17 protein-coding genes, 1 tRNA gene and 1 other RNA gene are annotated in these 24,820 nt (G+C 58.8%); 6 read left to right on the top strand and 13 right to left on the bottom strand.

Annotated features, from left to right (window positions below; all coding sequences use genetic code 11):
* Positions 1-158: 158 nt before the first annotated feature.
* The 5 genes from QFX07_RS07795 to QFX07_RS07775 form a co-directional block, all read right to left on the bottom strand.
* Positions 159-2,720, bottom strand: a complete 2,562-nt coding sequence (locus QFX07_RS07795) for an HAD-IC family P-type ATPase (RefSeq protein WP_279755013.1) — start codon at positions 2,718-2,720, stop codon at positions 159-161.
* 243 nt (positions 2,721-2,963) lie between these two features.
* Positions 2,964-3,734: a heme ABC transporter ATP-binding protein gene (locus QFX07_RS07790; protein WP_279755014.1), complete on the bottom strand. Its 771-nt coding sequence runs from the start codon at positions 3,732-3,734 to the stop codon at positions 2,964-2,966.
* On the bottom strand, positions 3,731-4,810 hold the full coding sequence (locus QFX07_RS07785) for a FecCD family ABC transporter permease (protein ID WP_314079102.1): 1,080 nt from the start codon (positions 4,808-4,810) through the stop codon (positions 3,731-3,733). Before QFX07_RS07785 ends, QFX07_RS07790 begins: the two co-directional genes overlap by 4 nt.
* Positions 4,810-5,973 (bottom strand): heme/hemin ABC transporter substrate-binding protein, encoded by a 1,164-nt coding sequence (locus tag QFX07_RS07780; protein WP_279755015.1) that lies wholly within the window; start codon positions 5,971-5,973, stop codon positions 4,810-4,812. The genes QFX07_RS07785 and QFX07_RS07780 overlap by 1 nt, the downstream gene beginning before the upstream one ends.
* A gap of 182 nt (positions 5,974-6,155) precedes the next feature.
* Positions 6,156-8,519, bottom strand: a complete 2,364-nt coding sequence (locus tag QFX07_RS07775) for an HtaA domain-containing protein (protein WP_279755016.1) — start codon at positions 8,517-8,519, stop codon at positions 6,156-6,158.
* Between the two features lie 235 nt (positions 8,520-8,754).
* Here QFX07_RS07775 and QFX07_RS07770 point away from each other — a divergent pair, with 235 nt between their 5' ends.
* The gene (locus QFX07_RS07770) at positions 8,755-9,417 is read left to right on the top strand and encodes a biliverdin-producing heme oxygenase (protein WP_279741399.1); all 663 of its coding nucleotides are present in this window, start codon (positions 8,755-8,757) and stop codon (positions 9,415-9,417) included.
* A gap of 108 nt (positions 9,418-9,525) precedes the next feature.
* On the opposite strand, the gene purL is transcribed toward QFX07_RS07770, so the two are convergent.
* From purL to QFX07_RS07735, 7 genes are all read right to left on the bottom strand, one after another.
* Positions 9,526-11,844: a phosphoribosylformylglycinamidine synthase subunit PurL gene (purL, locus tag QFX07_RS07765; RefSeq protein WP_279755017.1), complete on the bottom strand. Its 2,319-nt coding sequence runs from the start codon at positions 11,842-11,844 to the stop codon at positions 9,526-9,528.
* 25 nt (positions 11,845-11,869) lie between these two features.
* Complete coding sequence (gene purQ / locus QFX07_RS07760) at positions 11,870-12,682, bottom strand: phosphoribosylformylglycinamidine synthase subunit PurQ (RefSeq protein ID WP_279741396.1); 813 nt, start codon at positions 12,680-12,682, stop codon at positions 11,870-11,872.
* Between the two features lie 5 nt (positions 12,683-12,687).
* Positions 12,688-12,939, bottom strand: coding sequence for a phosphoribosylformylglycinamidine synthase subunit PurS (gene purS, locus QFX07_RS07755; protein WP_005507194.1), 252 nt, complete (start codon positions 12,937-12,939; stop codon positions 12,688-12,690).
* A gap of 202 nt (positions 12,940-13,141) precedes the next feature.
* Entirely contained in the window at positions 13,142-14,092 is a 951-nt protein-coding gene (locus QFX07_RS07750) for a 3-methyladenine DNA glycosylase (RefSeq protein WP_279755018.1), read from the bottom strand.
* Between the two features lie 97 nt (positions 14,093-14,189).
* Positions 14,190-15,485 (bottom strand): aspartate kinase, encoded by a 1,296-nt coding sequence (locus tag QFX07_RS07745; protein WP_279741391.1) that lies wholly within the window; start codon positions 15,483-15,485, stop codon positions 14,190-14,192.
* A 187-nt stretch (positions 15,486-15,672) separates the two neighbouring features.
* Positions 15,673-16,818 carry a recombination mediator RecR gene (gene recR, locus QFX07_RS07740; protein WP_279755019.1) on the bottom strand — a complete coding sequence of 382 codons (1,146 nt, stop codon included), beginning with the start codon at positions 16,816-16,818 and terminating at the stop codon, positions 15,673-15,675.
* Positions 16,819-16,988: 170 nt separating this feature from the next.
* Complete coding sequence (locus QFX07_RS07735; protein ID WP_279755020.1) at positions 16,989-19,799, bottom strand: DNA polymerase III subunit gamma and tau; 2,811 nt, start codon at positions 19,797-19,799, stop codon at positions 16,989-16,991.
* A gap of 198 nt (positions 19,800-19,997) precedes the next feature.
* On the opposite strand from QFX07_RS07735, the gene ffs reads away from it, so the two are divergent.
* The 3 genes from ffs to QFX07_RS07720 all read left to right on the top strand — a co-directional run bounded on the left by ffs (position 19,998) and on the right by QFX07_RS07720 (position 20,970).
* An RNA gene (ffs, locus tag QFX07_RS07730) (signal recognition particle sRNA small type) lies at positions 19,998-20,094 on the top strand.
* Between the two features lie 344 nt (positions 20,095-20,438).
* Positions 20,439-20,527 (top strand) — tRNA-Ser (locus QFX07_RS07725).
* A gap of 119 nt (positions 20,528-20,646) precedes the next feature.
* Entirely contained in the window at positions 20,647-20,970 is a 324-nt protein-coding gene (locus tag QFX07_RS07720; RefSeq protein ID WP_279742214.1) for a type II toxin-antitoxin system VapB family antitoxin, read from the top strand.
* 91 nt (positions 20,971-21,061) lie between these two features.
* Here the strand turns inward: QFX07_RS07720 and QFX07_RS07715 are convergent, their stop codons facing one another.
* Positions 21,062-21,757, bottom strand: coding sequence for a TetR/AcrR family transcriptional regulator (locus tag QFX07_RS07715; RefSeq protein WP_279742213.1), 696 nt, complete (start codon positions 21,755-21,757; stop codon positions 21,062-21,064).
* A gap of 568 nt (positions 21,758-22,325) precedes the next feature.
* Between QFX07_RS07715 and QFX07_RS07710 the strand changes: the two genes are divergently transcribed.
* Positions 22,326-23,054: a queuosine precursor transporter gene (locus QFX07_RS07710; protein ID WP_279755161.1), complete on the top strand. Its 729-nt coding sequence runs from the start codon at positions 22,326-22,328 to the stop codon at positions 23,052-23,054.
* A gap of 107 nt (positions 23,055-23,161) precedes the next feature.
* On the top strand, positions 23,162-24,616 hold the full coding sequence (locus QFX07_RS07705; protein ID WP_279742211.1) for an amino acid permease: 1,455 nt from the start codon (positions 23,162-23,164) through the stop codon (positions 24,614-24,616).
* Positions 24,617-24,820: the final 204 nt, after the last annotated feature.

Here is a 24,820-nt window from a genome sequence, read left to right as displayed (position 1 = left end):
ACTCTCGGCATCGTTTGTGGGGAGCCTCCGGCAGGGCTCCAGCGTGCCCCGGTAAATCCCCACACACACCGGACGGGGTGCTTTCGATAACGCGAAAGGGCCCCGCATCCACAGGATACGGAGCCCACACGCTACCGAAGTAACTACCTTCCGACTAACTACTTCTTAGCCGGGAAGAAATTCAGCGGAGCAACCTCCAACTCAGGGTAATTACGCTTCTGCCAGCGGCGGTTACGGTGCGCATTCACCTCAATCAGCACGGCACCCAGAGCGCCTGCGCCCAGAGCGGTCCACAGCAGGTGGGGAAGCACAGCAACGAACTGGTGGTACTCCACCAGAATCGGCACGAACAGCGCTGCAAAGAATACTGCCAGCAACGCACCAAACAGCAGAACACGAGCACGGTTGAACGGACGAGCCACCGCAGCCAAGTTCCACAGACCCATCATTACCAGGGTAATGAACGAAGCCGTCTGAATCTGACGGATATCCTCAACACCCATACCACGAGCCGTGAATGTCACCGCCAACAGCATCGCAACCACAATAATCGAGTTCGGAACCGTGTAATTCAGCACGCGGCGCAAGAAGCCCGGCACATAACGGCGTGAATTCGGCAACAGGGTCAATGCGAAGGACGATGCACCCACAATCAAGAAGTCCGCAGTTGAGTACTGACGCGGCAAGAACGGGAAGGTCAAACCAAAGAGGCTGAACATAACACCCAGAAGAATCGCGAAACCAGTCTTCGTCAAGAACAGGTTCGCCACCATCTCAATATTCGTAATGACCTGACGTCCCTGCTCCAACGCAGCCGGCAGAGACGAGAACTTACCATCCAACAGAACCAGGCGAGAAACAGCCTTCGTCGCCGGAGCAGCGTTACCCATCGCAATACCCAAGCTTGCATGCTTGAGTGCCAAAGCGTCATTAATGCCGTCACCGGTCATCGCCACCACATGGCCACGCTCCTTCAGAGCAATCACCATGTTCTTCTTCTGCTCGGGCGACACACGACCGAAAATATTGTGAGTAGCCGCAGCCTCAGCGAGCTCCGGACCGTCCTCAGGCAGAGTCGAAGCATCAACCGCACCCGCAGACGTATCCATGCCCGCAGTCTTCGCAGCCGCAGCCACAGTGAACGGATTATCACCCGAGAAGACCTTCAAAGTCACACCCTGACGGTGGAAATACTCCACAATCTCAGGCGCATCCGCACGCACATTCTCACGGAAAATGACGAACAGAACCGGGGCAGCATCCGACGGGATCTTCTGGATCGGCTCATCCTTCTCGTTGCGAACCACCGCAGAAGCATGCGCCAAAACCATCGTGCGCAGACCCAGCGCCGCCAGTTCGGCGGCACGCTCCCGCTCAGCGGTGCCCTTGGCGAGAAGCGCCTCCGGAGCGCCCAGAAGCCACGCACCCGAATCCTTAAACTCAATCGCACTAAAACGCAGAGCCGAGGAGAACGGCACAATACCGCTCACCGACGCCGACGAAGCATCCGGGAAACCACCGGTCAGAGCCGCAGCGGTCGGGTTCGCGTTCTCATCGTGACCAAACCACGCCAGCGCCTCATTCCAGCCGGCAGGCAGAGAAGCACGCCAGGAAGTGTGCTCCGCCGAGTTAACGGTAGGGCCCTCAGCCTCAGCAACGGTGTCCAGTGGGCGTACCGAATCAAAAATCACGCCACCCTCAGTCAGGGTGCCGGTCTTATCGAAGCAGACCACATCCACACGAGCCAGAACCTCAACCGCAGGCTGCTCCTGCACCAGGATGTTGTGCTTACGACCCAGCGCCACAGCCGCTGCGGCAAACGCCAGAGTGGTCATCAGTGCCAGACCCTGCGGAATCATCGATGCAACCGAGGACACCACAGCAATAGAAACCTGCTCCCACAGGTGGTTCTGCCGCACGGTCTCCAGGCCACCAGCAGCTTGAATCTGCCCCCACGACACCACAGGAATAATGACCGCAAGACCCACCGTAATCCAGCGGACCACACGGTTCAGCGCATCACGCAGCTCAGACTGAATACGCGAGAACTGGCGCGCCTCATCAGAAATCTTGCTTGCACGAGAATTAGCACCCACGTGAGAGAGCAGGACGCGGCCGGTACCACCCAGCACACTTGACGCCGACAGCACCATATCACCGGGGCGCTTAGCAATCGGGTCGTTCTCACCGGTCAGCAGAGACTCATCCAGCTCCAAAGAATCGGAGGTGAGCACAATAGCGTCCGCAGGAACCTGATCGCCGCGCTTGAGGATGACAACGTCACCCTCAACCAGCTGCTCCATCGGAACCTCAACGCTCTTACCGTCACGCACAGCAGTAGCGGGGGAGCGATCCAGCAGGGAGATGCGGTCCAGCTCAAGCTTCGCCTTGTACTCCTGCACAAAACCGATCACCACGTTAGCGATAACAGCCGCTAGGAAGAGCAAATCAGCCCAACGCTGGTATGCAATCACCACAGCGCCACAGGCACCCAACACAAAGTTGAAGACCGTGAACAAGTGCGCACGCATAATGCTCCACAGCGTGCGAGAAGACTTAGTGTTCTGGGTATTGACCCTACCCTCAGCAGTCAGGCGAGCAACATCATTGCTACTCAAACCGTGCTGGGCAATATCGAAAGATCCGCTATGCGGTGTTTCAGAATATTCGGGAATGTAGCCGGCAACAGCAGGCGCTGCCGTTTTCTGCTGAGGATCCATGCAGGGGTCTCTTTCTCGAATGGATGGAATGCTGAACTGAATAGAGTTCAGTATTGCGGACAGTACCTTTCAGTGTATCTGTGCAGAAGGGGATAAAGATAATCTCCGCCCTGTTAATGAGCTTGATATTTACAGCCATTCCGGGACGGAGATTTAATGTATGCGAATACTGGCATATTTTGAGGTAGAAAGTGTTTGTGGGACGGTTCGCTAACACCCCATAGAATCAGCACACCAGCAGAATCAGCGCTCCGGCAGAATCAACAAACGATTCGTCACCGGATGCCTCAACACCTCAATCGGATGCTGATATACCTCAGACAACAACTCCGCCGAACATACCTGCTTAGGGGCGCCCGAAGCAACCACCTCACCACCACGCAACAACACCATACGGTCAGAATACGCAGCCGCCACGTCCAGGTCATGAAGCACTGTCAGCACCGCAGCGCCCTCAGCAGCTAACTCGCGGCTCACTCGCAATGTCTGTTCCTGATGCGTAATGTCCAGCGCCGCAGTCGGCTCATCCAAAAGAATCAGCGGAGTCTGCTGAGCAAACACACGCGCCAAATGCGCACGACCACTCTCACCACCGGACAGAGTCGTAATATCGCGATCCGACAAATGAGTCACCGACGTACGCTCCATCATCGAAGCAACCACGGCGTCATCCTCTTCAGCGCGCTCCGTACCCTTCCACGGGGTACGGCCCATCTGAACCACCTCATGCACCGTGTACGAAAACGCCACATTCAACTTCTGCAGCAGCATCGCACGCTGACGCGCCATCTGACGGGCATGAATCGAACCCAAAGGGGCGCCATCCAGCAGAATCTCACCGCTACTGGGCGCAATATCACCAGCAATCACACCCAGCAGAGTCGACTTACCGGCACCATTAGGACCAATCAGCGAAATAACCTCGCCCGCAGAAACCGACAGGGACACATCATTCAAAATCTGACGCCCACCAGCGCTAAAACACACACCGGACAGGCTCAACAACTCACTCACGAAGCACCTCCGCTTTGGCCCAGGGAACGACGCAACAACACGAAGAACGTTGGGCCGCCCACCAAAGCCGTAAAAATACCAATCGGCAAATCAGCAAAAGGTACCAGCGTACGCGCACCCAAATCAGACAGCGCAATCAACAGGGCACCACCCAACGCCGAAGCCGGCAACAACACACGATTCGACGGACCCAAAATCATGCGCAACAGGTGAGGAATAATCAGACCAATAAACGCAATAATGCCCGCATACGCCACCGCGGCACCCGTCAACAAAGCCGTCGCCGCAATAGACACCGCACGTAGACGCTCCACGTTCACGCCCGAATGCTGCGCCGCACGCTCACCCAATGCCAAAACATCCAGCGAAGAAGCCATCACAAAACACGCCACCAAGCCAATCAGAATAACCGGCCACACGCTCGCCACAGCCTTCCACGTGGAGCCGTTCAGCGAACCCATCTGCCAGAACACAATCTGATCGCGGCTCGTCGTATCAGCAATAAACATGAGGAACGCAATAATCGCATTCGCCACCGCAGTCACCGCAATACCCGTCAAAATCATCGACAGAACCTTCGCACGGCCCGAAGAACGCGACAGGAAATACACCAGTGCAGTAGCCGCCAACGCACCCACAAACGCGAATGCAGGAGTCGTAAAAATACCGAAGAACTGCAGGTTCAACACAATCGACAAACACGCGCCAACCGCCGCGCCCGAGGAAACACCAATCACGCCCGGCTCAGCCAACGGGTTACCAAACACCGACTGCATCACCGCGCCGGAAGTACCCAAAGCGGCACCCACCAGCACGCCTAACAGCACACGTGGGAAACGGATATTCCACAGAGTGCTATCCGCCAGCTGCATCGCCGGGTTCTCCGGTGCAAGACCCAGACGGCGGCCAACAGAAGCAACCACCTGATCAATCGGGATATTGTACTGGCCCAAACCCGCAGACAACACCATCACAGCGCACAGCGCCACCGCCAAAAACGTAAACGTCAGACCGGCACGACGCCGACGCGAAGCACGATAATCCCGCGTACCCGCCGCACTCTTCATAGCAGCCACTACTGGGCTCCTGCAGGAGTGGAGTACGCAGCCTTAGCCAGCGAGAGTAACACCGCTGGAGTATTCGGGCCATAGGACAGAATTTGGCCGTCACCCATATCGATAATGCGCTTATTCTTACCGGCATTCGTCTCACCCACACCCGGGCGAGCCAAGAAACCATCCAAACCACCGGTGGACTTAATGCCGCCGCTCATTGTCAGAATCACGTCCGGGTTCAGCTTCACCAGCGCCTCACTGGTTGCCGGAATAATATTCGTCGCGTTCTGCTCAGATGCCACATCCTTGCCGCCAATAGCCTGAATCAAATCATCAGCGCCCGAACCCTTGCCGAGCACAAAGAACACACCAGCGGTACCGCGCACGTAGAGGAACGCGAACGACACCTGTTGCTCCCCCTTCGGGGCAACGTCCTTGAGCACCTGCAGGGCGTAATCCAGGTCCTTCTGCACGCGGGTAGCAACCTGCTCGCCCGCTTCTGGAACACCCAGCGCCTGCGCAACAGCCTTGAGCTGCGGAATGATCTTATCCATACGACGCTCATGGTCGAAGACCACGACAGTCACACCCGCCGCGCGCAGCTGATCTACAACCTCAATCGGGCCGTTACTCTTATCCCACAGCACCAGGTCCGGGGAGGTCGCCAGAATCGCCTCAGCGTTCAGGTCGTGACCGTTCTGAGTCACCAGCGGCAGATGAGCCAGCGACTGCTCAGTCGAGGAGGTGACACGACCGACCAGACGACCGCCCAGACCCAGCGCAATCATCTGCTGAGCCAGAGTGCCGTACAGGTCCAGCGCCAGCACACGGTCAGCGGACTTAACGGTCACCTCAGTGCCGTTGAAATCCTTGAACGTTACCGGGAAAGCCGGAGTGGGGGTATCGACCATCGGCTGAATTTCGGGGGTGTCCGCGGCGCTATTGGGGCCGCGCAGAGCCTTCTGATCAGGGGCAATAGAAGAACGCAACTGATCCGCCAGGTTCTCCAAAACGGTGCGGGTGCTCTGCTCATCCACCACAGCCTGCGAAGCACTTGAAGAAGCAGCCGGGTTCTGAGTACCCACACCGCAAGAGCTCAGCAGAAACGCGGAAGTGATAGAGAACGCCGCATACTTCATTGCATCGCGGCGGTTCAGGGCAGAAGAGGAAAGGGAAGAAAACATCGTCGTCTCTCAGAAAAAGGGGAGCTAGAAAAACTGGGGTGGGCGCCGGGGCAAAACCTGGCACCTGAAGCGGGGGTGCAGTGAAAATCTGCACCCCCGCAGGACCGTGTCGGCTCACCGGCGAACCTCATAGTTGAGTCTCACAGGCGAGCCGATAGTGTGGGCGTCCTCGTGAGGTGCCGTTATGCCTTCTTGCGGCGGCGAGTGTACACGACGGTACCCGCACCAGCTGCAACAGCGATGAAACCTGCAACCAGGGTGCCCTCAACACCGGATGCACCGGTGGAAGCCAGAGGCTTGCCGGTGACCGGGTCGCAACCCTCACCCTCGTAGACAGTCTCGGTCACGGTCTTGGTGGTGGTCTTCGCGCTGTTAACCGCTGCGGAGAAACTCAGCGGAGCCATGTCCTTACCGGCATCGTAGAAGCCAGCGAACGCCTTCGCACCCTCAGCGGTCAGGGCGGTTGCCGCACCGTTGACGCTAACAGCCTCAGCGGAGCTCTGCAGACCCGAAAGATCCACCTTCAGCAGTGCCACCTCACCGTAGTTAGTTGCCTTGCCGGAGGGATCATTGCTGGTCATGGTCGCGTAGAGAGTGCCGGAATTGCCGTTAATCTCAAGGCGCGGGTTCGCAATGGTGGTATCCAGAATGCCGTGGTGACCGGTGAAACGAACCGAACCGCTGAAGGAGATAGAACCCTTACCGCCATTGAAGGTGCCGGTACCGTTAGACCAGTTGAACGCCTCCGAAGAGTAGGAGGTGCCGTTCAGCTCCCAGCTACCGTTTGCAATGCCGCCGCGCAGGTAGTTGCGGAAGGAATCACGCACGCCCCAGCCAAGGTTTGCGCTCTTAATGGTGCCGTCGGATGCGCCCTGCTCCTGCACCTCGCGGGTGCGGGTGACGGGTACGCAGACCGGCTGTGCCGGGTTGTTACTGACAGAACCGTTCGAGGAAGAACCGCCGTTAGAAACGCTGCCGGAGGCGCCTGCCGAACCGTTAGAACCGGAGCCGTTAGCGCCGGAGTTCGAGGAGCCCTCGTTAGAAGAGCCGTTCTCAGAACCCTTGTTATCGGAGGTGCCGCTCTCGGAGGACTTGTTCTCAGAGATGCGGGGAACCTCAACGGTGTTCTCTGCGATCTGCTCGCTGAGCTTTACGGAGAAGTTCAGCGGTGCCATGGCGTTGTCGGCACCGCGGTACTGGCCCGCGAAGAGCACATCGGAACCTTCATCGGTGAGGGTGACTGCCGCGTTCTGCGCCGAGAAGAAGCCGTCCTTCACGCTCGCGCCGGAGAGGTCCACCTCAGCGATAGCCAGACCGGTCTTGGAAATGGACTTGCCGTCGCGGGTCAGTGCGTCTACGTCAGCGACCAGGGTGCCCTTACCGTTGACGACGACCAGACGCATGTTCTTGATGGTGCTCTTGAGCTGACCGTTGTGGCCGGTGAACTCTGCGATGCCCGCGAAGTTGATCTGGCCGGTCTTGGTCTCGGGGTTGTACACGCCAGATGCCTGAGTGTACTTGAAGCCGCCAGCCGCGGTCTTCTCCATGCCCTCAACGTTCACGGAGCCGTGTGCGAAGCCGGTCAGGTACTTCAGGAAGGACTCGCGGATATCCCAGCTGAGGGTGCCGGACTCGACGACGTTGCCGGTGACCTTTTCTTCACGCTTGGGCTCGGTGGTTGCGGCGGGGGAGGAAGGTGCCGTGGGGGAGGGCTCAGCGCTCGGTGCTGCAGAGGTGGGCTCTGCGGGCTTGGGTGCCTCAGTGGTCGGTGCGGAGGAGGGCTCGGCAGTCGGCTCTGCGGTCGGCGCAGCAGTCGGCTCGGCGCTGGGTTCAGCGCTGGGCTTAGTGCTCGGCGCGGGTGCTTCCTTGGTCACGATGGTTGCGGAGAAGCCGAGTGCATCCAGCTCCTGACCTGCCCTGTAGAAGCCCGCGAAGGCGCCGGTTGCCTCTTCGGCAAGCTTGACGCGGGTGCCGTTTTCCTCGTCAACGCTGGGCAGGGTGATGGTGTTACCCTCAACCTTCAGACCGGAAGCGTTGAAAGTGCCAATGGTCATATTCTTGGTTTCGACCAGGTCGTTCGGGGTGGTGTTGCCGTTGTAGGGGCGCGACTGAACGTTGGCGCGTACGGTGCCCACGCCGTCCTTAATGGTGACGGAGAGGTCGGAGATGATGACTTCCAGCAGACCGTGGTGTGCGGTGTAGTGAATCGAGGAGCCGGTGAAGGTGACGGAGTATTCGCCGTTGGCTACGGTGCCTTCGGCGGAGGTGAAGTGGTAGGAGCCGTCTTCGTTGGTGGTGACGCCGGTCAGTTTCTGGGAGCCCTGGGAGAAGGCGCCGTTGATGTAGGAGCGGAAGGACTTCTTCAGACCCCAGTTGACGGTGACGTCCTGCAGGCTCTGCTCTGAGGCTGCGGTTACCTCACCGGCGCTGATGTGGGAGTTGGTTTCAGCTGCGAAGGCCGCGGGTACGCCAGCGACGCCGCTGAGGCCGATGGTTGCTGAAGCCAAGAACGCCCAAGTGCGCTTGGTGAGAGAGGGGGTAGACATTCGGTGTCTCCTTGAATTTTGCGATTGTGGTGTTCGTATCAAGTCTAGCCTTATTAGCCTATATTTGTGTAACTTAATGCCTAGGATGACTTGCGCCTGAGGTAAACCTTAGCAAAAGTTTTTGAAAACTATTGCCAAAACCGGTTTTTGGTGACAATATGTCAGTATCATGTTTGGTGACATTGTGTCACTAAAGCATTTATTGTTCACCCACAAGCTACTTTAGGAACTCACAATGACCGTGACCGCCCCCGAAACCACCCAGGAACGCTTCTCCTCACGCCTGAAGGAAAGCACCAAACACGTCCATGACAACGCCGAACACTCCACCTTCATGGAAGACCTCATGGGCGGCTCCCTCAACACCGAGGCATACCTGCGTCTCATCAACCAGTACGTGCACATCTACGAAGCGCTCGAAGCAGTCTCCGAACACTACCGCGCAGAACCCAGCCCCATCACCGAACCCTTTATCCACCCCGGCCTCGACCGTGCAGAATACATCCGTGCAGACATCCGTGCGCTCGGCCAGGACGGAGACATCGACGCGCCCCTGCCCGCAACCGCAGAATACGTAGAGCGCATCCGCGCCACCATCAACTCCCCCGAACGCTACCTCGCACACCACTACTTGCGCTACCTCGGTGACCTCTCCGGCGGCCAGGCAGTCGCAGCGCTGGTCACCCGGCACTACGGCATCCCAGCCGAAGCACTGAGCATGTACCGCTTCACCGAACTGCCCAAGCCCAAGGTCTTCAAGGACGGCTACCGAGAACTGCTCGACAACGCACCCCTGACCGACGAACAGCGCGAAGCTCTCATCGAAGAATGCGTCGAAGGCTTCCGCATCAACGCTTCCCTGTTCGCGCAGCTGGGCCGCAAGGTCGCCGAGGCATAAACCTGAACGCCTAAACGTCCAACGCACAAGCCTGCGGGCATAACAAAAGGGGCGGATGCTTTCACAAGCATCCGCCCCTTTCGGCGTTAGTCTCAAACTAGTCGAAAACTAGCCCTTCGCAACCTCACCGAAGTAAGAAGCGAGAGTACCCTCGTGAGCTGCACGCAGCTCATCCAGGTCAATAGAAACCTCATCCTGGAAGTCCAGAGCGTTCGACTTAGCATCCACCACACCAATACGTGCGAAGGGGAACTGGCGAGCAGTGCACATATCCTTGAAGCGCACCTCCTCAGAACGCGGAACCGAAACCACAACGCGGCCCAGGGACTCAGAGAACAGCATGGTGAACAGGTCCACGCCGTCACGCTCAGCAACCTCACCCAGACCAATGCGGGCACCGGTGTTGAAACGCAGGCAAGCCTCCGACAGAGCCGCAGCCAGACCACCAGCAGACACGTCGTGTGCGGCATCAATCATGCCGTCACGAGACATATTCACCAGCATGTCACCCAGCTGACGCTCCAGAGCCAGATCAACCTTCGGCGGCTGACCGCCCAGGTGGCCCTTGAAGCGAGCCCACTCGGAGCCGTCCAGCTCATCCCGAGTAGTACCCAGCAGGTAGATAGCCTGACCGTCATGCTCAGGAGCCCAACCCGAAGGGGTGCGGCGAGTGACGTCATCCATCACACCCATCATCGCCACCACGGGGGTCGGGTTAATAGCCTTGCCACCGGTCTGGTTGTACAGGGACACGTTACCACCGGTCACCGGAACACCCAGCTCCATGCAGCCATCAGCGAGGCCGCGAACAGCCTCAGCGAACTGCCACATGACGTCCGGATCCTCGGGAGAGCCGAAGTTCAGGCAGTCAGACACAGCCACGGGGCGTGCACCAACGGTCGCAACGTTACGGTACGCCTCAGCCAAGGACGCGCGAGCACCCTCGTACGGATCCAGGTAGGTGAAACGCGGGGAGGCGTCGGTCGCCAGAGCAACACCGAGGTTGGTGTTCTCGTCCACGCGCACCACGCCGCCATCGTCCGGCATGGACAGGGCGGTGTTGCCCTGAACGTAGCGGTCGTACTGGTTGGTAATCCAGGACTTGGAGCACATGTTCGGGGACGCCATGAACGCCTTGATTGCCTCGCCCAGCTCCTCACCGCGCGGGCGGGAATCGTCAGCAGGCGAACCGGTGAAGTGGTTAGCCTGCAGGTCATCCTGCCACTCGGGGCGTGCGTAAGGACGCTCGTAGGTGGGGCCGTCGTGTGCAACGGTGCGGGGGTCAACATCCACGATGACCTCGCCGTCCCACTCGATGACCAGGCGACCAGAATCGGTGACCTCACCGAGGAAGGAGTACTCCACGCCCCACTTATTCATGATCGCTTCGAAGCGCTCCACGTTCTCGGGAGAGACAACAGCCATCATGCGCTCCTGAGACTCAGACATCAGAATCTCACCTGGAGTCAGAGTGGGGTCACGCAGCAGAACCTTGGTAAGGTCGACGTGCATGCCGCCCTCACCGTTAGAAGCCAGCTCGCTGGTTGCGCAGGAAATACCCGCAGCACCCAGGTCCTGAATACCCTCAACCACGGAGCCCTTGAACAGCTCCAGGCAGCACTCAATCAGAACCTTCTCAGCGAAGGGGTCGCCCACCTGAACAGCAGGACGCTTCGAAGGCTTGGTGTCATCGAACGACTCAGAAGCCAGCACCGACGCGCCGCCGATGCCGTCGCCACCGGTGCGTGCACCGAACAGAACAACCTTGTTGCCCACGCCCGATGCGTTCGCCAGGCGGATGTCCTCGTGGCGCATAATGCCCACAGCCAGTGCGTTGACCAGCGGGTTTGCCTGGTAGCAGGCATCGAACTCAACCTCGCCGCCGATGTTCGGCAGGCCCAGGGAGTTACCGTAACCACCAATACCGGCAACCACGCCGCCAATAACGCGGGCGGTGTCCGGGTGATCAATCGCGCCGAAACGCAGCGGATCCATCACAGCAATCGGGCGTGCACCCATGGAAATAATGTCACGCACAATACCGCCCACACCGGTAGCAGCACCCTGGTAAGGCTCCACATACGACGGGTGGTTGTGGGACTCAATCTTGAAGGTAACAGCCCAGCCGTCACCAATGTTGGTCACACCGGCGTTCTCGCCGATACCGACCATCAGGTCCTTCTTCATCTCATCAGTGACCTTCGCACCGAACTGCTTCAGATGAACCTTAGAAGATTTGTAAGAGCAGTGCTCGGACCACATGACCGAGTACATCGCCAGCTCAGCCGCGGTAGGACGGCGACCAAGAATCTCCTTAATATCCTCGAACTCGTTCTCCTTCAGGCCCAGCTCAGCCCAGGGGAGTTCAGTGTCCGGGGTTGCCGCCGCGTGCTCGACGGTGTCGAGGTTAAACTGCTTTTCGCTCATAACTTCTTAGAATCCTTGTCGTGCGTTAGCGGGCGTTAATCAGGTTGGCAAGAACCGAGGTGAATACGCCGAGACCATCGGCGCCACCGCGCAGAGAAACCTCACCAAAACCGGAAGAGGAAGGACCGAAGCCAGGCTCCACAGCGTGCTCCGGGTGCGGCATCAGACCGACCACGTTACCGCGCTCATTGCTGATGCCAGCAATGTCGTTACGGGAACCGTTCGGGTTGAAACCAACGTAGCGGAACACCACGCGGCCCTCAGCCTCCAGCGCTTCCAGAGTCTTCGGGTCAGCAACATACTGACCGTCCTGGTTCTTCAGAGGAACAACAATCTCCTGGCCAGCAGCGTAGTTGCTCGTCCAGGAGGTGGAGTTATTCTCAATGCGCAGAACCTGGTCACGGCAAATGAACTTGCGGTGATCGTTCTTAATCATCGAACCGGGCAGCAGGTGAGACTCAGTCAGAATCTGGAAACCATTGCAAATACCCAGAACAGGCAGGGGAGCAGAACCGGAGGTACCAGCAGCGTTAGCGGCATCAATCACCGAATGCATCACGGGAGCCTTCGCAGCAATAGCGCCGGCACGCAGGTAGTCACCATAGGAGAAACCGCCAGGAATAATGACGGCATCAACGTTCTTCAAATCAGCGTCGTCGTGCCACAGCTCGACAACAGTACCGCCAGCCAGGCGGACAGCACGCGCAGCGTCACGGTCATCCAGGGTGCCGGGGAAAGTCACCACGCCAACGCGCGCATCGGCGAAAGCGGGGTTCGGAGAATAAGTAGAAAAGTCGCCAACCAGGGGGACTTCAGTAGGTGCGAGGGACTCAGCCATAGGTCTTAGTCCTCCAGAACCGAAACGTTCACAACGTCTTCGATGACAGGGTTCGACAGCAACTCTTCAGCAGCCTTACGGGCAGCTGCGAGGTGCTCCTCAGTAGCCTCACCCTCGACGGTCAGCTCGAAGCGCTTACCCTGGCGAACATCCACGAAGGAATCGACGCCGATACGGGGAAGCTCGTGAGAAATAGCCTTACCCTGCGGGTCAAGAATTTCGGGCTTGAGCATAACATCAACAACAATACGGGCCATGTGTGGGCACTCCTTGGGTGCGTGGGTTCTGTATGAGCCGTATCTCATTCTACCCCAGTGAAGCAAAAAGTGAGATGGCGAGACCTACCAATGAACAAATGAGCGACCCATCACCTGTCTTTTTCTCATGCGCTGGGCCAGCAGCAGAGCCTTAGAAACCCCATCCGCGAGTAGTTCCCGACAAAATAGTAAACACCGGCCGCTAATCACCCAACGGGGGTAGATACTGCTCGCACACCCTCAGTAGGCGCTCACGCAGCTCAATCGAATACTCCGAGAGCTCACGCTGAATCCGCACGTACTCAGCCTTACCCTCGGTCGTCTCCACCGGAATCGGTTCGTACCCCCAGTCACGAATATCGTAGGGGGCCGCGCGCATATCCAGTTCGCGCGCATCCCACGCCAGGTCGAAACAATCCATGACCAGGGTCGAATCAACCAGCGGCAACAGTTTATATGCCCACTTGTACACGTCCATATTCGCGTGTAGGCACGCCGGCTGCTCCAAAAAACGCTGGGACTCGCGGGTCGGCTGCAGCTCGTTCATGGGTGCGGCCTGCGGCATAAAGAAACGGAACGCATCAAAGTGGGAGCAACGGATGTGGTGCTTCTCCACCACATGGTCCGTGCCCTCCGCACCCAGGCGCAACTGCAGGTAGTCGTGGCGGATATTGTTCTCCACCGACTTGTATGCCATCGCCCACTCGTGCATGCCAAAGCAGCCGAACTGCCCCTTCTTCGTCGCGGTATTGCGCAGAATTTCATGAGTAAAAGCAAGAGCGGTAGCGCGGCGTTCCACAAAATCGGTGACGTCAACGGTGACGGCGGAGGCGGCCTCTGCCTGGGTGCGCGCTACCTCGGGAGTGCAGCCAGCGTCAAGGAGCTCCTGTTCGGTTGCGGGCCGGTAAAAACGCCAGGAGGCGCGCTCGGGTGCATCCAGCAGGATGATGCCGGCGCCGGGGTGCCAGCGCTTAAACTGGCCGGGCTTGAGCGTGTAGTAGGTGAAGAGGAAATCCTCCACTGGGTGCGCCTCGTGGCGGGCGCGACGCTGCGCAAACGGGTCGGCGTAGCGGCCGGCACGCGCCTCATGCGCTGACTGGGCGGCACGCCATTCGCGGGCACCCATCACCTGGGAAAATACAACACTACTCATGCTTCTAGCCTAAACTATGCATAAAAATACGACGAAGGGGCGGTGCCGAGAAAACCCGGTACCGCCCCTCCCGAAGCGTACAGCTCACAAACGAGCCCTAGCGGCCAGTACCACCGTAAACAGTAGCCTCGCCCTCAGTGTCCAAGCCGAACGCAGTGTGCACCGCGCGCACAGCCTCATCCAGCTTGCTCAGCTCAGTAATCACAGAAATACGAATCTCAGAAGTCGAAATCATGTCAATGTTCACACCAGCAGAAGACAGTGCGTCAAAGAAAGTGAACGAAACGCCCGGGCTAGTCTTCATACCCGCGCCAACCAGCGACAGCTTACCAACCGACTCGTTGTAAATAACCTCCTGGAAGCCCAGCTCAGCCTGCGCAGCCTTCAGCGCCTTCAGCGCAGCATCGCCCTGAGCCTGATCCAGAGTGAAGGAAATATCGGTCACGTTCGGGCGGTCAGTCGGCACGTTCTGAACAATCATGTCCAGGTTAACCTTCGCCTCGTTGATCAGGCCGAACACCTTAGCTGCCGAACCGGGAACGTCCGGAACGCCAACAACGGTAATCTTCGCCTGGCTACGATCGTGTGCAACACCAGAAATCAGGGGCTGTTCCAAGGGAATCTCCTTCAGATGGGTGGGGGTCAGTTCCGCGGAGTCCTCCGGGATCACAATGGTGCCTTCAAGGTTCGAGAACGAAGAACGCACATGAAGCTTCAAATTAAAACGGCGAGCATACTCGACACAGCGCAGGTGCAGAATCTTCGCACCATTTGCCGCCATCTCCAGCATCTCTTCACTGGTGACGGTATCCAGCTTATGCGCGGTCGGAACGATGCGCGGGTCAGCAGTGAACACGCCGTCAACATCCGAGTAAATCTCGCACACGTCAGCGTTCAGTGCAGCTGCCAGCGCAACAGCGGTCGTATCAGAACCGCCACGGCCCAGAGTCGTAATATCGCCGCTCTGACGGTTCATACCCTGGAAACCAGCAACAATCGCAATATTGCCGGCGTCAATCGACTCGCGGATACGCTCCGGCTTGACCTCTACCAGACGCGCAGAACCGTGCACGCCGTCGGTAATCATGCCAGCCTGAGAACCAGTGAAAGACTGGGCCTTAGCACCCAGGTCGTTAATTGCCATCGACAGGATTGCGGTCGAAATGCGTTCACCGGCAGTCAGCAGCATGTCCAGCTCACGGGAAGGAGTGACATTGCTGGTGACCTCTGCGGCAAGGTCGAGCAGCTCATCGGTGGTGTCACCCATAGCGGACACCACGACGACTACATCGTTACCTGCCTTCTGAGTGTCCACGACGCGGCGGGCAACGCGTTTGATACCCTCCGCATCCGCTACGGAGGAACCGCCGAACTTTTGGACGATCAGGCTCATTGATATCTCCAGGTCAGTTACTTGTGTGCTACCGGCAGACGCCGGCCTCTCGTTTATAGTAGACGGCGTTCAGCACAAGCGGCGAACTGTGCACCCGTATGTATTGTCCCGTGAAATATTACGTAGTATTACGCGGTAGTGATGCGGAATGTGGAGGTGGGTGCGGCAAGCCCGCGGAGGCGAGTTTTTATGTCCACGGGTTCACGTAAGTGACACCCGGCAGCGGCGGAACATCCGGCTTCGGGGTACGCAACGGGGCGTTCTGAATCGAGCGGATCTTCTCTTCATAGTCGGGGGTGCGGAACACCTCCGGCGCATTTTCTGCCTGCTCGGCTACGGGTGCTTCGGCGGGTTCGGAGGCGGTACTCGCTGGGGCGTCCTTGCCGGAGTCTTCGCCCAGATCAGGGGTGGCTTCTGCGGTGGTTTCAGTATTAGCAGAATCGGCGGGTGAGACCTCCTCGCCGGATTCCTTGTCGCCGAATTCCTCAGCCTCCTGCAGAACCTGCTCAATCAGCTGCTCATCAACTGTGCCCTGCACACCCTCAGCGGCGGGTGCCTCCGTGCGGGCACCGGCAGAATCCTCAGAATCCAGGTCATCAAACATGCTCGAATTCCAGCGGCGACGACTCTGCTTCGCCTCCTGAGCCTGAACCTGAGCCGCCTGCTCACGCTCCTGTTCCTCCTCGCGGTTCACGCGCTCAAAGTCCTCGGCGGCAGTATGAGCCACCGCTGTGCCCTCGCTAATAACGCGGCGGCCCTCCAACGCGCGGCCTAGGGTAATCTCGTCCGCGTACTCCAGATCGCCGCCGACCGGCAGACCCGACGCCAGACGCGATAGGCGCACACCCAGAGGCACAAGCATGCGTGACAGGTAGGTTGCGGTTGCCTCACCCTCAAGGTTCGGATCCATTGCCAGAATAATCTCCTGAATGCGCTCATCCGCCAGGCGGGACACCAGCTCACGAATACGCAACTGCTCCGGGCCCACACCCGCCAGCGGGTTAATGGCGCCACCGAGCACATGGTAGCGGCCGGTAAAAGAACGGGTGCGCTCAATCGCCACCACATCCTTTGATTCTTCGACCACACACAACACGGACGGGTCGCGGCGCTCATCACGACAGATGGTGCACAGCTTCGTCTCGGAAACATTGCCGCACTCTTCGCAGAAGCTCACGCTGGTCTTCACCGTGGAAATGGCGTTGGCTAGGCGCGCCATATCGGCAGCATCCGCATTCAGAATGTGAAAAGCGATGCGCTGAGCCGACTTGGGGCCCACACCCGGCAGGCGGCCGAGCTCGTCAATGAGGTTTTGAACTGCTCCCTCGTACATGGCTTCTCCTTCAGATGTGGTGTGTCGTGCTGGTGTGTTGTTCTTGGGCGACGTTATGAGTATGCACCCAACCCCCGACAGTTTAGGGGCGTTTCGCGTAGCGAGTATGCGGGTGGAATGAGTGCGCCCGCCATCGGTGCGATGGCGGGCGCGGCACCTACGACCCCGTGTTAGGGCTGGTGCAGGGGGCGTTCGTCAATGACGGTGCCCCCAATAATTTTTTCGATAGCGCGCAAACCGATAAAGGCGCTGTTTTCGAGCTTCTCGTCATCCTCAGAGACGTAGTCTTCATCGGATGCGGCGTGTGGCGGGCGAGCCGGTCCCGCCGGTGCGTTAGGAGTCGGCACGGTAGGTGCGTTAGAAGCTGGCGCTGCGGGCTTCACATCGCTTGCTGGAGTATTATCAGCCGCAGTCGTCTGCGGTGTCTCTGCCAACGGACCTGCCGCAGCAAGGGGGTCTGTTGGGGCAACCGGAGTAGCGAGCGGACCAGCCGGTGCTGCATGCGTAGCAGGCATTACAGGCGCTGCGGGCATCGCGGGTGCCTCAACCGGTTCAGTGTAGGCAGGCTCATCCTCAAAGGTGGGCTCCTCCTCATACGGAGGTTCCTCCAGGTGAGGGGGCTCCTGCGAGAACGGAGACTCCTGCTCACCCTGGGGATTTGGGGCATGCTGGGGTTCAGCAGCGCTCTCCTGCTGTGGAACCCCACTACCGGAGGCCGCAAAGGAATCACGTTCACCAAAACCGCCCGCCGGAGCAACCGGAACCTGCTGGGCTACCGGGGGCTCAGGTGCAAGCGGGCCAGCCGGTGCCTGCGGGGCAACCGGGGCAGCCTGCTGAGGTGCCTCCTCGGTGGCGCTCTGCGGAATCGTGGCAACCTCCCATGCACCCAGGGGCGCATCCACGCTCGTAGACTCGGGGGTGTTTGCGCCGGTCAGCGGCTGACCGTGGCGACGCCACGCATCCTCACCGCCGCGCAGACCATCAGCCAGTGGCGCCGGCTGCGCGGACTGCGGGGGAGTCTGCTGAACGGACGGTTGAGACGCCTGCGGGGCGACAGCCGCCGGAACTGCAGGCTGCGTTGCGGCAGCACTGGGGGCTGTGGACTGAGCTACAGGGGCAGGCTGAACTGCAGGCCTGGCCTGCTCACCGGGCTTCGCCACCTGAGCGTGAATGGTCACCTGACGGCGCAGGAACTCACTCACGCGGGCGGTCAGCTCGGGTACAAAGCCCTTAACCGCACGCAAAGTCGCAATGTCGGCGCTCACGTACAGGGTCGCGTCGTCCATCCGGGCGGGACGCACCTTCATCAGCTGCTCCGCCGCACCCGGAATGCTCATTCGGTTAAGGATGGCACGCCAATTACCCTGAACAGCCGCCAGCGGATCGTTCGGGTTAAGCTTCAAAGGCGCGGAGGGGGTACCCGACGCAGTGGCATCAGCTGCAGCAGAAGTCGGGGCATTCGGAGCCTCCGGAGCATGAGGTGCTGCAGGGGTGTTACCCGCCAGGGGAGCACCAACCTGAGGTGCAGGGGCCTGCACGGTCCGTGCCAGAGGTGCAGTGCTAAGGGGCGCGCCCGCCAGCGGGGGTGCACCGGCGCTAGCCTGCTGAGAACCGCTCTGTTGAGGGGGTGCCTGCTGGGAAGTAAGCTGCTGCACGGGCTGAGCCGGCTCCTGAACCGCTTCCTGAATCGGGGTGCTAGGAACCTGCGCATTAGGAGTCTTAGGCGCCAGGCCAGCAGCCGCCATACCTGCCGCACGAGCAACAGACATGCCACCCTGCGCCGGAACTGAACCAGCAGAACCAGAAGCCACGCGACGCTCCAACACCTGCAGTCGAGAAGCCAATGCCGCAACCTCAGTGCCACCGGCAGAACTCTCCACCGCAGGCAGAAGCAGACGAGCACACAGCAACTCCAGCTGAAGCTGCGGATTCGCCGCACCTGTCATACCATTCAAAGTCTCATGTGCCGTACCCGCAGCAACCGTCAGCTCACGCTCACCCAGAGCCTGAGCCTGCTGAGCCAAACGCTCCAACTGATCTTGCGGAATACCCTGCAAGATCTGACCGGCAGCCTGCGGAACAGCCTTCACCACAATCAAATCACGTAGACGCTCGAGTAAATCCTCCACAAAACGGCGAGGATCCTGACCAGTCGCCACCACACGAGAAACCGCACCAAAGAGAGTCGGCGCATCCTTCGCACCCAACGCCTCAATAACCTCATCCAGAAGCTGTGCGTGGGTATAACCCAGCAGTGCTACCGCACGGTCATACTCAATACCGCTCTGCGAAGACGCACCAGCCATCAGCTGATCAAGAATCGACAGCGAATCACGCACCGAACCGCCACCAGCACGAATCACCAGCTGCAGCACACCCGGCTCTACAGCCACCTGCTCTTGGTCGCACAGACTCTGAAGGAATGGCAGAAGAACCTCCGGCGGAACCAAACGGAACGGGTAATGGTGAGTACGCGAACGAATAGTACCCAGCACCTTATTCGGCTCAGTCGTCGCGAAGATAAACTTCACGTGCTCCGGCGGCTCCTCTACGATCTTTAGTAGCGCATTGAAACCCTCACGGGTCACCATATGCGCCTCATCAATAATGAAGATTTTGTAACGGTCACGCACCGGCGCCAAAGTAGCGCGCTCACGCAGGTCACGGGCATGATCCACACCGCCGTGGCTCGCCGCGTCCATCTCAATCACATCAAGGGAACCGCCACCATCACGCGAGAGCTCACGGCACGAATCACACACACCACACGGAGTAGGAGTCGGACCCTGCGCACAGTTCAAACAACGCGCCAAAATACGCGCCGACGTGGTCTTACCGCAACCACGCGGACCCGAGAACAGGTACGCGTGATTTACACGGTTCTTCTCCAGGGCGACCATAAGAGGTTCGGTCACGTGCTCCTGCCCGATAACCTCAGCAAAGGTCTCGGGACGATAACGACGATAAAGGGCAGTGCTCACGGCAACCTCTTCAACTCGGGGGTGCGGATAGGACAATCCATACCATTTTAGACGTTTTACCCCCAGCCCGAGTGGCCGACAGTCACCAGCGAACACATCACACCACCACCCCGGATGCTCGCCCGGGTGATATGTATGCCCACAGAAATACCGCAGACACGCCGAATTCCCAAGAACCCAAAAATCCGGTATACTGGGTCTTGCCTCTTACGTGGCGTTATCTTGGAAAACTCCCCCAGGACCGGAAGGTAGCAAGGGTATTCGAGCTATGACGGGTGCGTAGGAGGTTTTTTCATACCCAAAATCAGGCACCTGGATAGTTTGCACCCGTCATATGCACTGCGTGCCCGCTCCGCTGGCGCTCCGCGGCTTCGGATCCGGATTTGTTCTTCGCTCGCTCAGAATCCGAATCCTCAGCGGTTGCGTAGGAGGTTTTTTCATACCCAAAATCAGGCACCTGGATAGTTTGCACCCGTCATATGCACTGCGTGCCCGCTCCGCTGGTGCTCCGCCCAAAAGCAGGGGCACCAGCATTCACAAGTGTGCTTTCTGTTACTTTTCCTATCCAGGGCTTGCGCGTTTTGCAAAAGCGTAGTAAAGTTTTATTAGTTGCCTACGCAATGCGTAGAAAACATAGCTGGAGGATTCGCCTAGCGGCCTATGGCGCACGCCTGGAACGCGTGTTGGGTTAACAGCCCTCGGGGGTTCAAATCCCCCATCCTCCGCCACCGATCCCCGGTCTTAGATTCTAAGACCGGGGATTTTTTACGCCCCTTGGTACTATTTCTTCAGAACCCCACGGTTGCACGTGCCGCCGAGGCTCCCCATACCTGTAGAAAGCACCACTATGATTTTCAAAAAAGTAGGCGACAGTCGCCCCTACCCCCAGCATGGCATGACCCACGCCGACTGGGGAGGAATCCCGCCGCAGCAGGTGCGCCTCGACACCCTCATCACCACCCAAAAAACCCTCAACCTCGAGACCCTACTTGCCGCAGACTCCACCTTCTACGGCGACCTCTTCCCGCACGTGGTCAAATGGGGCGGCGAACTCTACCTCGAAGACGGCGTGCACCGCGCACTGCGTAACGCCCTGCACCGCCGTGCCGTCATGTACGCGCGCGTACTAGACCTGGACTCCATCTCCCCGGCACTATTGTCCGGCGCATAAAAACCCACCCGAATACAGAAAATGCCGCGGACCAATACAAAGAAGCATTAGGTCCGCGGCATTATATGTAGCTATTCAGCCCGCTAAACCCTTAGGAAGCAACCTTCAGGTTTACCTCCTGCACAGGCGATTGCTCTGGCAGGGACTCCTGAGAATCCAAGCGAACTGGGGCACCCTGAGCATCAAAACGGGCACCCAAACCCATCTGAATAAAACGAATTGTGCTCAGAATCTGGCGTTCACGAGTCTCCTCATCCGGCGCGTCCTCCGCACGGCCCGCACTTGAGGAGAGGGAACCGTGCACGAGCATCGCCAGTTCACGAATATCGTTCTTCGGAATGTAGTTCTCAGCAATGGCGGCAGAAAGAATATGCGCCAACACCATCTGCAGCTCGTGCACGTGCTTGCCGAGCTTCGCATAGGACTCGGGGGAAAGCATGGAACGCATCGCCGGGCCCGGAGGCAGGTGACGGCGCGCCAAATCGTTGATCTGCAGGCGAACGTAGACCGCGAGCTGGTCAATCGGGTTCTCGATACCATCCAGGCCGACGCGCAGCTCGTTGAGGAAGCGTTCAGTCTCGTCCAGGGCGTAGGCGACCAGCAGTTCGCCCATGTCAGCGAAGTAGTTGTAGACCGCGGTGCGACCGATACCGGCGTTCTTGGCGACGTCGGTCATGGTCAGGCCGGGCAGGCCGCGGGTGTAGAGGATCTCGCCGAAGGAGTCGAGAATGGCACGCTTGGTGTTCTCACGCTGGGCGGCGTTGGTTGCTGCAGAGATACGAGGCATAGTGACACTCTACCCCAAACCGTCAGTAAATGACGAATTGATTAAATGTGTCACCAAGAAATTTGCGCGCGCCGCATAGTCAAAAAAACGGATGCAGACGCGGAATATGCGCATTCAGCTGCCGCTGGTTACGGTGCCGCCACCTCCGCGCTCGCCGTATAGAGCCCCGAACCAAGCGGCGCACCGAGGCGCGTAAAGTACGCCCAGCCCCCAGTGGGGACGCCACCGGCCCGGTATGGTGAGCACCGGTACGGTGAACTCCGCTGTGACGAAATCTGCGGCTCAGACTCTTCATACCTCCATTGTGTAGGTGTGAGGGTTCCGCCTCCGCCGGGATAAGGCGGCTCCGCAAGCACCCCACACCGGATAGCCGGGCGCATATAGCGTCCACACTCTTGAACGAAGCCCATAAACCTGCCGCCGGCACGGCATATATGTACTATTAGATAGGCTCGGGTGGCAGACGAGCTGGTGAACCCTGCCCTGCATTGCAGGCTTACCACCACGCGTGAAGGCTCGTACCTTACGTGAAGAAACACATCGCATGAAGAAAGACTTGGGGAAAGTAATGGCTAAACCCGTTAGCGAATCTAAGGCTCAGGCGAGCACCGTTACGGTGCCCTGGGCTGGTCGCCGCGGCTACTTTGATCTGCTGCTGGGCGCATCCTGTGTCATCCTAATCATCTCGAATATTGGTGCAACCAAGGGTGTGGAGTTCGGTCCGCTACCCTTCGAACTGCCTCTGATTGGTTCGACCATTGTCACCGATGGTGGTTTCTTTCTCTTCCCGCTCGCTTACGTGATTGGCGACCTTCTTTCTGAGGTGTACGGCTTCAAGCGTGCCCGCCGCGCGATTGTGGCGTCCTTCAGCTCGGCTGCTTTTGCTGCCCTATGCTTCTTGCTGATCGTGCACCTGCCCGCTGCGAGCTTCTACACCGGCCAGGAGGCATTCGCGCAGGTTCTTGGCCCGGTCTGGCAGATTTTTGCGGGCTCTCTGCTCGGTTACCTCTTCGGTCAGACCCTGAACGCCTGGGTCATGGTGGCAATGAAGAAGGCATGCAAAGGCCGTTTCCTGTGGCTACGCATGATTGTCTCCACCCTGGTTGGTGAGCTACTCGACACCCTCATCTTCTGCTCCATCGCGGCACCGGTGCTCGGCATCGATACCGCGGAAGCATTCATCAACTACGTACTGATTGGCTATATCTACAAGTGCCTGGTCGAGGTGCTCCTCATGCCGATCAGCTACCCGATTATTGGTTGGTTCAAGCGTCACGAACTCGAGTACGTGGCGTAAGCTAACCTCCTTATAGCTGATGTGCAGAGCCGCCCGGCCTAATGCCTGGGCGGCGTTGCCATTTCAGCTTTATTCAATACACAGCATGTCTAAGAAAGAGATACGTTATGTCTAAACTGCAGGGGAATACCCCCGAGCAGTCGGAGAAGAACGACTCATTGAATCGTTCCCTCTCCCACGGCCAGTTGACCATGATTGCAATGGGCTTGGCGCTGGGTACGGGCCTGTTCCTGGGGTCCTCCTCAGCCATTAAAATTGCGGGCCCCGGTGCAATCGTCTCTTACGCTATTGGTGCGATGATTGCGGCAACCATTGCTGCGTGTGCGGGTGAAATGTCTGTGCGTCACCCCGTCCAGGGCGGTTTCGGCACCATTGCGAGCCGATACCTGAACCCCTTTAGCGGCTATCTGACTCGCTGGGCATATTGGGCATGCACCGTGCCGCTGGCTGGTGCTGAGCTGGTGGCGGTTGGCCACTACATGGCGTACTGGTTCCCGGATGTTCCCCTGGCCGTATTCGTCGTTCTCTTCGGGGCAATTATTCTGGTGCTGAACCTGGTGAGCGTGAAGTCCTTCGGTGCCCTGGAGTTCATGCTCTCTTCGATTAAGGTTTCTGCCGTCATCGTGTTTATGGTGATTGGTGTACTGCTGGTGTTCGTGGGCCTGCCCGGCCACGCCGCGGCGGGTACCGCAAACCTCGTGAATGACGGTGGCTTCCTGCCCAACGGCCCGGCCTCCATCTGGATTTCGATGGCTGTTGTCATGTTCTCCTTCGGTGGTGTGGAAATGATTTCTCTCTCCGCAGCGGAGGCGAAAGACCCAGCACGCTCGGTGGCAACCAGCGTGAAGGCCATGATTTGGCGCCTGTCCACCTTCTACGTGGTGTCTATGGCAATTATTCTGTGCCTGGTGCCCTGGCAGACCGCCGCACAGAACTCGGCGCTGACCGAGTCGCCGTTCGTGCTCGTCTTCTCTGAACTGGGTATCCCCTTCGCGGCGGACATCATGAACTTTGTGGTACTCGTTGCTGCGCTCTCTGGCGCTAACGCCTCCCTGTACGCGGCAACCCGCCTGTTGCATGCCCTGGGCTCTGACCGTATGGCTCCTGCAGTGGCTGCACGCACCTCCTCGCGCGGCGTGCCGGTGGTGGCTCTGCTCATCTCCTTCACCGGCGTTGTCGTAGCGACCGTGATGGCTGTTGCCAAGATTGGCGATATCTTTGCGCTGCTCATGGCGCTGGTGACCCTGTGCATCCTGGTTGTGTGGGTCATGATTCTGTTGACCTACCAGGCGTACAAGAAGGATCAGAAGGATGCTTCCTCCTTCACCGTGCTGGGTGGCCGCGTCACCGCAGGTCTGGCTCTGGCGGGTGTTCTGGCAACCCTGGCGGCAATGTTCATGCTGCCCGGCTCGGGCGTTCAGGAATCCATCATGGTCGGTATCGTCTTCTTTGTGCTGATTTCTATTGGCTACACCATCTCCTCGAAGGTTCAGGGCGGTTATGAGCGCCCCGATCTGGACGCTATGCACGCCGACGAGGACACCAGCGCGGCGCAGCATTAAATTAAATAGCGTGAAAGCCTCGCGAGGCTAAAACATAAAAGACACCGGATGGGGGAGTACCCCCGTTCGGTGCCTTTCGCTTGTGTGCTCTAGACGGTGACGTTCTGAGCGATGGGAGTGTGCCCGTAGAATAGTTAACTATTCGTACCCGTCAACGAGACTAGAAGCTGCAGAAGTCGGGTGCGAGCACACATTGCACATCAC

The sequence above is a fragment of the Rothia similimucilaginosa genome, from assembly GCF_029850985.2.
In the GTDB taxonomy this organism is placed as follows: domain Bacteria; phylum Actinomycetota; class Actinomycetes; order Actinomycetales; family Micrococcaceae; genus Rothia.
This window is presented reverse-complemented; position numbering and strand designations above follow the sequence as displayed.

Coding starts and splice junctions, on each gene's coding strand:
- QFX07_RS07750 (WP_279755018.1), bottom strand. CDS start 14,092: ATGAGTAGTGTTGTATTTTCCCAGGTGATGGGTGCCCGCGAATGGCGT.
- purL (WP_279755017.1), bottom strand. CDS start 11,844: ATGAGCGAAAAGCAGTTTAACCTCGACACCGTCGAGCACGCGGCGGCA.
- recR (WP_279755019.1), bottom strand. CDS start 16,818: ATGTACGAGGGAGCAGTTCAAAACCTCATTGACGAGCTCGGCCGCCTG.
- purS (WP_005507194.1), bottom strand. CDS start 12,939: ATGGCCCGTATTGTTGTTGATGTTATGCTCAAGCCCGAAATTCTTGAC.
- QFX07_RS07770 (WP_279741399.1), top strand. CDS start 8,755: ATGACCGTGACCGCCCCCGAAACCACCCAGGAACGCTTCTCCTCACGC.
- QFX07_RS07795 (WP_279755013.1), bottom strand. CDS start 2,720: ATGGATCCTCAGCAGAAAACGGCAGCGCCTGCTGTTGCCGGCTACATT.
- purQ (WP_279741396.1), bottom strand. CDS start 12,682: ATGGCTGAGTCCCTCGCACCTACTGAAGTCCCCCTGGTTGGCGACTTT.
- QFX07_RS07775 (WP_279755016.1), bottom strand. CDS start 8,519: ATGTCTACCCCCTCTCTCACCAAGCGCACTTGGGCGTTCTTGGCTTCA.
- QFX07_RS07710 (WP_279755161.1), top strand. CDS start 22,326: ATGGCTAAACCCGTTAGCGAATCTAAGGCTCAGGCGAGCACCGTTACG.
- QFX07_RS07705 (WP_279742211.1), top strand. CDS start 23,162: ATGTCTAAACTGCAGGGGAATACCCCCGAGCAGTCGGAGAAGAACGAC.
- QFX07_RS07780 (WP_279755015.1), bottom strand. CDS start 5,973: ATGTTTTCTTCCCTTTCCTCTTCTGCCCTGAACCGCCGCGATGCAATG.
- QFX07_RS07715 (WP_279742213.1), bottom strand. CDS start 21,757: ATGCCTCGTATCTCTGCAGCAACCAACGCCGCCCAGCGTGAGAACACC.
- QFX07_RS07720 (WP_279742214.1), top strand. CDS start 20,647: ATGATTTTCAAAAAAGTAGGCGACAGTCGCCCCTACCCCCAGCATGGC.
- QFX07_RS07745 (WP_279741391.1), bottom strand. CDS start 15,485: ATGAGCCTGATCGTCCAAAAGTTCGGCGGTTCCTCCGTAGCGGATGCG.